The sequence below is a fragment of the Amnibacterium sp. genome (genome assembly GCF_025463795.1).
Taxonomy (GTDB): domain Bacteria; phylum Actinomycetota; class Actinomycetes; order Actinomycetales; family Microbacteriaceae; genus Amnibacterium.
The window spans coordinates 1-9,642 of sequence record NZ_JAODBE010000001.1; the positions used below are offsets into that span (position 1 = coordinate 1).

Sequence of the window (9,642 nt, forward strand, 5' to 3'; positions counted from 1 at the left end):
GCCCCTCGCCCGCCGTCGCGACGACGCACGGCGGCAGCATGCGCCGCCACGGGGCCCGCCAGTGCTCGAGGAGGGCGCGGACCGGATCGCTCGAGTCTACGTCCATCGCCGCGAGCACCCGGCGCACCGTCTCGGCGGAGACCTCCACGGTGCGGCCACGCCAGTCGGTGAACGACGTGGAGACGCCGAGGGCGTGGGCGAGCTCGGCGAGCTCGGGGGACAGGGGCGAGGTCACCCGCCGATCATGGCGCACGGGATCGGGGTGCGCCCGAGGATCCTCCGGGGATCGGCGTCAGGGCGTCAGGGCGTCTGTGCGCCGTGGACCTCGACGTGGACGCTGTACAGCGAGGACGTGGCGGTCAGGAACAGCCGGTTCTTCTTGATCCCGCCGAACGCCAGGTTCGCGCAGCCCTCGGGCAGGTGGATGCGGCCGAGCAGCACGCCGTCGGGGTCGTAGCAGTGCACGCCGTCGTACCCGGCGCCGCCGGCCGCGGCCGTCCAGAGGTTGCCGGCCGTGTCGATCCGGATACCGTCGGACGTGCCGACGCCCATGTCGATGAAGCGGCGACCGTTCACCGGGCGTCCGTCGACCAGGTCGTAGACGCGGATGTCCTTGTCCACGACGTAGAGCAGCGACTCGTCGGGGGAGAAGGCGATGCCGTTCGGGCGGGCCATGTCGGTGACGACAACCTCGATCGCCAGACTGTCCGGATCGATCCGGTACACCTGGCAGGGGATCTCCTTCTCGGCCTTGTCGCCCTCGAAGTCGCCCTCGATGCCCCAGCCGGGATCGGTGAACCAGATCCCGCCGTCCGCGGCGACGACCACGTCGTTCGGCGCGTTCAGCGGCTTGCCCTCGAACCGGTCGGCGAGCACCGTGCGCCGGCCGTCGTGCTCCGTCCGCGTCACCCGGCGGGTGCGGTGCTCGCAGGTGATGAGGCGGCCCTCCCGGTCGCGCGTGCCGCCGTTGGCGTTCTCCGACGGCTGCCGGAACACGGTGGTGACGCCGGACTCCTCAGTCCAGCGCAGCATCCGGTCGTTCGGGATGTCGGAGAACACCACGGAGCGGAGGTCGCCGAACCAGACGGGGCCCTCGAGCCAGCGGCCGCCGGTCCAGAGCCGCTCGACCACCGCCTGGAAGGGCAGCATGGCGCGGAAGCGCTCGTCGACGACCTCGATCGCGGGGTCGGGGAGCCGCACGATGCTGCGGTCGCGGTCCCAGACCGTCTCGTAGTCGCTCACCCGCGACCCACCAGCGGCATCCCGGTCGCCATCACCGTCATGGAGGCGACGTTCGAGGTGAGCGGCATGCCCGCGATGAGCACGACGGCCGCAGCGACGTCGGCGACGGGCATGGTCGGCTCCGGCCGGATCGATCCGTCGGCCTGCCGCACCCCGTCGCTCATCGCGGCGGTCATCGACGTGGAGGCGTTGCCGATGTCGATCTGGCCGCAGGCGATGCCGTAGGGCCGCCCGTCGAGCGCGACCGACTTCGTGAGGCCGGTGATCGCGTGCTTCGTCGCCGTGTAGGCGAGCGAGAGCGGCCTCGGCGCCTGCGCCGAGATCGATCCGTTGTTCAGGATCCGGCCGCCCTGCGGTCGTTGCTCCCGCATGATGCGGAACGCCTCCTTCGTGCAGAGGAACGTGCCCGTGAGGTTCGTGTCGACCACCGCGCGCCACTCGTCGAGCCCGATCGCGTCCGGCTCGACGGCGCTGCCACCGCGGCCCGCGTTGTTGAAGAGCAGGTCGAGGCGGCCGTGCCGATCGACGACGTCGGTGAACAGCGCGGCGACCGAGGCCTCGTCGGTCACGTCGGCGACGGCCGCGTCGAGCGCGAGGTGCGGATGCGCGTCGCGCACCGACTCGAGCGGCTCCGCACGGCGGCCGGCGAGCACGACGGTCCAGCCCGCCTCGGCGAGGGCGACCCCGCAGGCCGCCCCGATGCCGGTGCCCCCACCGGTGACGACGGCGACGGATCCTGCGGCGACCACGGTTTCACCCTAGGCCCCGGCCGGACCGCCCGGGGCTGGATCCGACGGTTGCCGCTGCCTGCGGCGATCGGGCCGCCATTCCCGCAGAAAGCGGCGACGCTCGAGAGAGAGGGGGTCAGCGGGTGGACTGGCTGGCCGCCCACCGCTCCGCGTTGTCGACCTGCTCGCGGGTGAGGTCGACCTCGCGCCCGCAGTTCGTGCACACGTTCGCGTAGGAGCGGGAGACGGTGAACAGGGGGATCCAGAACAGAGTGAGCCGCCGCCGGCGCTCCACCACCCGCTGCGCCGCGTCGAAGCCGCAGAAGTGGCACACGAACCACACGGTGGCGCGCACGGCGACGCTCGTCCGCATGCCGAACAGGAGGATCACGCGACGGAGGGTACCGGCCTCGCCTGATCCGGCCGGCGCTCTCGGACGGCGCCCGAGCGGCACTCGGTAGCGTTTCGCAGCGTGACGACTCCGCTCCCCTCCAGCACCCCGTCCGCCGAGGGCGTCGACGCGGCCGGCATCGGCCGTTTCCTCGACGCGCTCGAGTCCCTGCCCGGCACGGAGCCGCACGGCGTCGTGCTGCTGCGCCACGGCAAGGTCGTCGCCGAGGGATGGTGGGCGCCGTTCACCCCGGAGCGGCTGCACCTGCTCTACTCGCTGAGCAAGACGTTCACGAGCACCGCCCTCGGCTTCGCGATCGCGGAGGGGCTCGTCGGCCTCGACGACGCCATCGTCGATCACTTCCCCGAGTTCCAGGCCGACGTCACCGGGCCGCGCAGCCGGCGGATGCGGGTGCGCGACGTGCTCCCCATGTCGAGCGGCCACCTCGTCGACATGATCAACACCGCCGCGGGCACCGACCCGCACGAGCCGGTGCGCGGGTTCCTGCTGCACGAGCCGGAGTCCGAGCCCGGCAGCGTCTTTACCTACAACCAGCCCGCCACCTACTCGGTCGCCTCGATCGTGCAGAAGGAGTCCGGGCAGCGGCTCGTCGACTACCTGCGCCCGCGGCTGCTCGATCCGATCGGCATCGGGCAGGTCGGCTGGCAGCAGTACCCGGAGGGCCGCGACATGGGCTTCAGCGGGCTGCACGCCACGACCCGCGACGTCGCGCGCCTGGGCCAGCTCTACCTCGACGGCGGCCGGTGGGAGGGGCGCCAGGTGCTGCCGGAGGGCTGGGCCGAGGAGGTGCCGCAGAAGCGGATCGACACGGCGCCGGGCGAGATCGAGCCCGACTGGGCGCTCGGCTACGGCTACCAGGTCTGGATCTCCCGGCACGGCTGGCGGATGGACGGCGCCTTCGGCCAGTTCTGCCTCGTGCTGCCCGAGCAGGACGCGGTGCTGGCGATCACCGAGGCCGCCGAGCCGGCCGGACCCGTGCTGGATGCCGTGTGGGAGCACCTGCTGCCGGCCTTCTCGGACGGGCCGGTGGACGGAACCGCGGATGCGGCGCTCGCCGAGCGCCTCGCGCACCTGGAGCTGCCGGTGCGGCCGGCCGCCGAGGGGCCCGGGGGCGACGCGGCGGCGTGGGCGGGGTCCTTCGGCCCCGACGCGGCGAGCGAGGCGCCGTTCACCGGCGTCGTGCTCGAGGAGGCGGACGGCGGCTGGACGGTCACGGTCGACGACGGCGCGCAGCAGCTGCGGCTCCCGGCGGGACGGCCCGGCTGGACGATCGTCGAGGGCGCGGGCGGTGCCGCGCCGATCGCCGTCAGCGGCGGCTGGACCGGCGACTCGCTCGCCCTGGACCTCCTGTTCCTCGAGACCCCGCATCGCATCGAGCTCGAGGTGCGGGGCCGGGACCGCCGGTTCCGCGCCCGCTGGGTACCGGAACCGCTCGGCTTCCTGCCCGACCAGCGCGCGCTCGGCATGGCGGCCCCGCCCGTCCTCGGCTGACGCGTCGGTTCCCGCCCGCCGCGCCTGCTCCGCGCACGGCCGGTTCTGCGGAGGCTCATGCGGCGGCACGCCTCGGCGCGGAGACCGCCGTCGCTCCCCGTCGCTACGGTGCCCGGATGGACGTGACGGCGATGCGGCTGCTGGCGGTGCGGCTCGCCAGGGCGGCCGGCGACCTCGCCGTGGCGCGCCGGCCGACCGCGGTCGTCTCCGCGAAGGGGCAGGCAGGCGACGTCGTCACCGAGGTCGACCGCGAGTGCGAGCGACTGATCATCGAGGGCATCCGGGGCAGCTTCCCGCAGCACGCGATCCTCGGCGAGGAGACGGGCCGGCACGGACCGCAGGGCTCCGTCGTCCAGTGGCTCGTCGATCCGCTCGACGGCACGAACAACTACGTCATGGACGTCGCCTCCCACGGCGTCTGCATCACGGCATGCCTCGATGGGGAGCCGCTCGTCGCCGTCTCGCACGACGCCCCGGCGCGCAGGACCTTCGCGGCGGTCCGCGGCGGCGGCGCCACCGTCGACGACGAGCCGGTCCGCATGCGGGATCCCGCGGCGCTGATCCGTTCGACCGTCTCGTGGACGCAGGGGTACGGCGTCGACCGCGACGACGCGACGCGCAACGCCGCCTTCGCAGCGCTCGAGCGGTCGACGAAGCGGGTGCTCCGCACCTGGAGCCCCTCGATCGACTGGGGACTGCTCGCCACCGGCCATGTCGCCGGCGTCGTCGCCTATCGCAACGAGCCCTGGGACCTCGTCGGCGGGGTGCTCATCGGGACCGAGGCGGGCGCCGGCGTCGTGCGCGACCGCACCGGGGACTGGGTCGTCGTGGCGCACCCCGCGGTGCTCGCGGATCTCGTGGCCGTGCTCGGCATCGAGCCTGCCGGCTGAGCTCCGCTACGCGGTGAACGTCTGCCGGATCGTGCCCAGGCCCTCGATCTCGGTGGTGAGCACCTGACCCGCCTTCAGGAACTCCTGCGGCGTGCGCCCGAGCCCCACGCCGGACGGCGTGCCGGTGAAGATCAGGTCGCCGGGACGCAGCTCCACCACGGCGGAGAGCCGGTGCACGAGCTCCGGGACCGAGAAGACGAGGTCCGCCGTCGTGCCGTCCTGCAGCACGCGCTCCTCGCCGCCGTCCTCGCTCACGCGGCAGCCGATCCGCAGGGCGCCGAGGTCGTGGCCGTCCTGCAGCTCGTCGATGGTGACGACCGCGGGCCCGGTCGGGCCGTAGCCGGCGAACGACTTGCCGAGGCCGAACTGCGGCCGGTCCCCGCGGTTCTGCACCGTGCGGTCCGAGAGGTCCTGGCCGACCGTCAGGCCGGCGACCGCCTCCCACGACGCAGGCAGGTCGCGGCCGCCCTCCCCGACGACGACGACGAGTTCGGCCTCCCAGTCGACGCGATCCCCGGAGAGCCGCACGGTCGCCTCCGGACCGGTGAGGCTCGACGGGAACTTCGTGAAGACGAGCGGATGCTCCGGCAGCGCCATGCCGGTCTCCTTCGCGTGGTCGGCGTAGTTCAGGCCGATCGCGAACACCTGCTCGGGTGCCGGAACCGGTGCGTCGAGTCCGGCGACCTCGACCGCCTGCGCGGCGGGCGCCGCGTCGACGTCCACGGTCGCGGCCCACTCGCGGAACGCGGGCCACGCCCGGTACACGGACATCGGATCCGGGCCGAAGCGCCCGTCGCTCGCCGCCGCCACGTCGAGCGCCGAAGTCCGCCCGAGCAGCACCGCCCGTCCGCCCTGATTCGCGATCCGCATCGTGAGCCCTCCTCGCATCCGTCTGCCGCGACGCTAGCGGTCGGCGCCGGGGCCTGGTCGGGAGTCAGCCGAGCAGCGAGACGGCCCGCGCGATGACGAGGGCGAGGACCACGAAGGCGGTGAACGCCTCGACGCCCATCAACGCCTTCGCCCGATAGGAGAGCGGCATCACGTCGGTGGGCGAGAACGCCATCGAGTTCGTGAGCGAGAAGTACAGGTAGTCGACGTAGCCCGCCGCCCAGTCCGAGTGGGCGGACGAGCCCGCGGCGACCTCCTCGATCGCATCGGCGTCCTCGTCCTGCGGGAACCGGAAGTCGGCCTTCGGGAGCTCGCCCCGCGCCTCCCGCCGCCGGGCGACCGGGCCGCCCCGGTCGAGCTCCCAGTAGACGAGCGCGAAGGCGATCACGTTCGTCGCCCACACCTGGAGCGCCGCGAGCAGGACGGCCGGGCCGTCCTTCCGCTCGGCCGTGATCAGGGCGTGCACGAGGATGCCGAGCGCCACCAGGTTCGCGACGAGCAGCAGCAGCGCCTGCGCGAGCGAGAGGATCCGGGACCAGCGCGTCTGCTTGTCGAGGCGCCCCGGGTTCAGCAGCAGCACCGGCACGATCAGCGCGACGCCGAGGCCGACGACGACCCCCCGGAGCAGCAGCGGGACCGAGCTGGGCAGGGCGGCGTACGCCGCGAGGGCGACGGCGAGGGCCACGACGGCGGGCCAGCGGGACTCCGCCAGCACCGTGCGGCGCGGCGTCGACGCCGCGGCTCGTCGGCCGCTCATGCGGCGAAGTCTGCTGGGTACCCCGCTCCCGGGCATCGAGCCGCGCCGAATGGGTAGAACCGCGTATGGAGCCGGGGAGCGTGCCGCTCTACCCTGCGGAGGTCGGGGGCGCGGAACGGTGTCGCCCGCCTGGGGAGTGATCATGACGATCCCGACCTCCGTCGACGCCGCGCGGCTCACGCGCATCCGGTTCGCGGCCCTCGGCTCGGCCGCACTGGTCCTGCTCGGTGCCGTGGCGGTCGCGCCCGCGCACCCCGGAGTAGCCCACGCCCATCAGCCACGTGCGGCACGGCCACCCGCGCTGATCCCCTCGCGCACGGTCGCAGTCGACGGGCGCACCAGCGGAACGCCGGACTGCGGCCGACGCCGTGACGGCGACACCTGCATCGGTACGGGCAGCACCGGCCCGGCCCTGCTCGACGCGCAGCTGCGACGGCTCAGAAGACGGCCGCCGCGTGAGGCACCGGGCGGATCCGCGCGAGGCCCGCCCGACCTCTAGCGTGAGCGGATGAGCGAGCAGCGCGACCTCCGCACCCCCGACGGCCGCACCCTCCGCGTGACGGACGCCGGCGGCGACGGCGCGGTCGTGCTCTGGCACGCCGGCTCGCCCCAGACCGGAGCGGTGATCGCGCCCGTGCTCGCGGCGGCCGAGACGGCGGGGGTGCGGATCGTCACCTGGGCGCGGCCGGGCTACAGCACCTCGACGCGACGCCCCGGACGGTCCGTCGCGGATGCGGCCGCCGACGCCCTGATCGTGGCCGACGCGTTGGGGCTCGGCCGGTTCGCGGCCGTCGGCTACTCCGGCGGCGGCCCCCACGCGATCGCCGCCGCCGCCCTGCTCCCCGATCGCGTGACCGCGGTCGGGACCCTCGCCGGCATCGCGCCCGACACCGGAACCGACGACTGGCTGGCGGGCATGGCCGCGCCGGCGGCGCTCGTCGCCGCCAGGTCCGGGCTCGACGCCCGTGCCGCGCTCCCGGACGACTTCGACCCCGCGAGCTTCACGGACACGGACTGGGCGGCGCTCGAGGGCCCGTGGTCGGCGCTCGGCGAGGACGCCCAGGCCGGCGGCAGGGAGGGCCCGCTCGGGCTGATCGACGACGACGTGGCGTTCGCCCGTCCTTGGGGGATCGACCTCGCTGCGGTCGAGGCGCCGGTGCTCCTCGTGCAGGGGGAGGCCGACCGCGTCGTGCCGCCCGCGCACGGCCGCCTGCTCGCCGCAGCCCTGCGGCGAGCCGAGCTGCGCCTCCGTCCGGGCGACGGCCACGTCAGCGTGCTCGGCGCGCTTCCCGAGGTGCTCGCGTGGGTCGCCCGCGCCTGACCCGGCAGGGCACCGCCGCGATCGAGCTCGCCGTCGCCGGCGTCGCCTTCCTCGCCGTCCTCGCCCGCCTCTGGGCGGCGCAGCGGGCGCTGTGGAACAACGGTCTGGATCCGCTGGACCCGTTCGCGCAGCCCCGCACCACGGCCGACGTCCCGGCCGGCACCGCGGACGCGCTGCTCGTCACGACGCTCGGCGCCGTGCTGACGCTGCTGTGGCTGTGGCTCGTCGTGCGCGCGGGCCGTTGGCGGGGCCGGCCGCTGACGGCGGTGGCGATCGGGATCCCGGTCGTCGCGGCCCTCGCCCTGTACGCCGCGCCGCCGACGCTGTCGATCGACGCCTACTCCTACCTCGCCCACGGCCACCTGGCGCTGACGCCCGGCCGGAACCCGTACGTCGACGCGGCCGCCTCCGTGGGCTCGGACCCCTACGGCGCCCTGCTCGGCGCGGCCGGGTGGGCTCCCGTGCATCCGCAGAGCCCGTACGGGCCCCTGTGGACGCTGCTCGAGCGCACCGCCGTGGCGCTCAGCGGGAAGGACGTCGGACTCGGCGTGCGGCTCGTGAAGCTGCCGGCGCTGCTCGGCCTGCTCGCGGCCGCCGCCCTCACCTGGGACCTCGTCGGCCGCCTCCGGCCCCAGCACCGGCTGCGCGCCGTGCTGCTCCTGCTCGGGAACCCGCTGGCCCTGATCGAGTTCGCCGGGGACGGCCACAACGACGGGCTCATGATCGGTCTCGTCGTGCTCGCGCTGTGGGCCTGCGCGCGCCGTCGGCCCGCGCTCGCGATCGTCGCCCTGGCGCTCGCCGTGCTCGTCAAGGCCAGCCCGCTCGTGCTGGTCCTGCCGCTGCTCACGCACCTGCTGCAGAACCGCGTGCCCGGTCGCCGCTCGCTCGCCGCGACGGCGGGGGCGGTGGTCGGATCCACGGCGCTCGCCGCACTGCTCGTCGCGCCGTACTGGGCGGGCGCGGCGACGTTCCGGGGCCTCGCCGCCTCGGGGACCCCGGGCCCCTCCTGGTCGCCGTCCGGGCTGCTGTTCGTGCTGCTCGGCGGCGTCGACCGGGACGGATCGCCGGTGCCCGGCAGCAACGCGGGCGGCACCGCGCAGCTCGCGCTCGGCGCCGTGCTCGCCGCCGGCTCGATCGCGGCGTGCTTCACGAGCCGCTCCGTGGTGGGCTTGCTGCGGTCCTGCGCCGCCGTCGCGCTGCTCGCGCTGCTCCTGCTGCCGGTCGAGTGGCCGTGGTACGCCGCGCTGCCTGCGGCGATCCTGCCGCTCGTGCCCGACGGGGCGGCCGTCGCCGCCACCGCCGTGCTCGTGCTCGGGTCGCGTCTCGTGGCGCCGTACGGCGACGCCGCGGCCGTCGGGCTCGTGGGTCACGACACCTTCCGGAACGAGCAGGCGCTGGTCGGGCAGACCCTGCCCGCGCTCGCCGCCCTCGCGCTGGCCGGCGCGAGGGCCGTCGCGCTCCGGGTGGACGCGGTCAGGCGCCCTCGGGCGGATGGAGCAGCAGGTCGACCCGTTCCCTGAGGTACGGCGAGAACGGAGCCGCTGCGTCGTCGCCGAGCGACGCGCTCCAGCGCACGAGCACCTGCCCGTCCCGCAGCAGCAGCGGGCCCGGCCCGTCGCGCAGCGCGTCGGCCTCGAGCGGGATCGGCGCGGCGTCGTAGTTCACGGTCTCGCCGCGGGCGAACGGCCCGCGGAACGCGGCCGACCGGTGCTCGCGCCGGTCCTCGACCGACGCGGCGACGTGACCCGGGTGGCCGGGCTCGACGGCGCGGGTGATCCCGCCGGTCGCCAGCAGCGACCCGTCGGGGGCGAGCAGCACGACCCCGAGCCGCCACACCCGACCGAGCGGCTGCATCCGGGCGGGACGGTCGACGAGCAGCACGCGGCGGCCCGGCACGAACCGCGCGAGCGCCT

Annotated in this window: 11 protein-coding genes and 1 pseudogene; 5 read left to right on the forward strand and 7 right to left on the reverse strand. The window is 74.9% G+C overall.

The window, feature by feature from the left end; translation table 11 throughout:
* From JWQ92_RS00005 to JWQ92_RS00020, 4 genes and pseudogenes are all read right to left on the reverse strand, one after another.
* Positions 1-235 (reverse strand): annotated as a pseudogene (locus JWQ92_RS00005) (4-alpha-glucanotransferase); the annotation flags it as partial.
* 65 nt (positions 236-300) lie between these two features.
* Positions 301-1,242 (reverse strand): SMP-30/gluconolactonase/LRE family protein, encoded by a 942-nt coding sequence (locus JWQ92_RS00010; protein WP_297342408.1) that lies wholly within the window; start codon positions 1,240-1,242, stop codon positions 301-303.
* Complete coding sequence (locus JWQ92_RS00015; RefSeq protein ID WP_297342409.1) at positions 1,239-1,991, reverse strand: SDR family oxidoreductase; 753 nt, start codon at positions 1,989-1,991, stop codon at positions 1,239-1,241. Before JWQ92_RS00015 ends, JWQ92_RS00010 begins: the two co-directional genes overlap by 4 nt.
* 115 nt (positions 1,992-2,106) lie before the next feature.
* The gene (locus tag JWQ92_RS00020) at positions 2,107-2,361 is read right to left on the reverse strand and encodes a zinc-ribbon domain-containing protein (protein ID WP_297342410.1); all 255 of its coding nucleotides are present in this window, start codon (positions 2,359-2,361) and stop codon (positions 2,107-2,109) included.
* Positions 2,362-2,442: 81 nt separating this feature from the next.
* Here JWQ92_RS00020 and JWQ92_RS00025 point away from each other — a divergent pair, with 81 nt between their 5' ends.
* Complete coding sequence (locus tag JWQ92_RS00025; protein ID WP_297342411.1) at positions 2,443-3,873, forward strand: serine hydrolase; 1,431 nt, start codon at positions 2,443-2,445, stop codon at positions 3,871-3,873.
* A 116-nt stretch (positions 3,874-3,989) separates the two neighbouring features.
* Positions 3,990-4,763 carry an inositol monophosphatase family protein gene (locus JWQ92_RS00030; protein WP_297342412.1) on the forward strand — a complete coding sequence of 258 codons (774 nt, stop codon included), beginning with the start codon at positions 3,990-3,992 and terminating at the stop codon, positions 4,761-4,763.
* Positions 4,764-4,769: 6 nt separating this feature from the next.
* Here JWQ92_RS00030 and JWQ92_RS00035 read toward each other — a convergent pair whose 3' ends face one another.
* Together JWQ92_RS00035 and JWQ92_RS00040 are read right to left on the reverse strand one after the other, a co-directional pair.
* The gene (locus tag JWQ92_RS00035; RefSeq protein ID WP_297342413.1) at positions 4,770-5,633 is read right to left on the reverse strand and encodes a fumarylacetoacetate hydrolase family protein; all 864 of its coding nucleotides are present in this window, start codon (positions 5,631-5,633) and stop codon (positions 4,770-4,772) included.
* A 64-nt stretch (positions 5,634-5,697) separates the two neighbouring features.
* On the reverse strand, positions 5,698-6,408 hold the full coding sequence (locus JWQ92_RS00040) for a DUF1345 domain-containing protein (RefSeq protein WP_297342414.1): 711 nt from the start codon (positions 6,406-6,408) through the stop codon (positions 5,698-5,700).
* 142 nt (positions 6,409-6,550) lie between these two features.
* Here JWQ92_RS00040 and JWQ92_RS00045 point away from each other — a divergent pair, with 142 nt between their 5' ends.
* The 3 genes from JWQ92_RS00045 to JWQ92_RS00055 are packed head-to-tail and all read left to right on the forward strand — an operon-like array spanning position 6,551 to position 9,249.
* The gene (locus tag JWQ92_RS00045) at positions 6,551-6,907 is read left to right on the forward strand and encodes a hypothetical protein (protein ID WP_297342415.1); all 357 of its coding nucleotides are present in this window, start codon (positions 6,551-6,553) and stop codon (positions 6,905-6,907) included.
* A gap of 9 nt (positions 6,908-6,916) precedes the next feature.
* Positions 6,917-7,729 (forward strand): alpha/beta hydrolase, encoded by an 813-nt coding sequence (locus JWQ92_RS00050; protein WP_297342416.1) that lies wholly within the window; start codon positions 6,917-6,919, stop codon positions 7,727-7,729.
* Positions 7,711-9,249: a glycosyltransferase 87 family protein gene (locus JWQ92_RS00055; RefSeq protein WP_297342417.1), complete on the forward strand. Its 1,539-nt coding sequence runs from the start codon at positions 7,711-7,713 to the stop codon at positions 9,247-9,249. The genes JWQ92_RS00050 and JWQ92_RS00055 overlap by 19 nt, the downstream gene beginning before the upstream one ends.
* Here JWQ92_RS00055 and JWQ92_RS00060 read toward each other — a convergent pair.
* Positions 9,203-9,642: hypothetical protein (locus tag JWQ92_RS00060; protein ID WP_297342418.1), on the reverse strand; the 440-nt coding region annotated here is incomplete at its 5' end. The two genes, JWQ92_RS00055 and JWQ92_RS00060, sit on opposite strands and share 47 nt — an antisense overlap.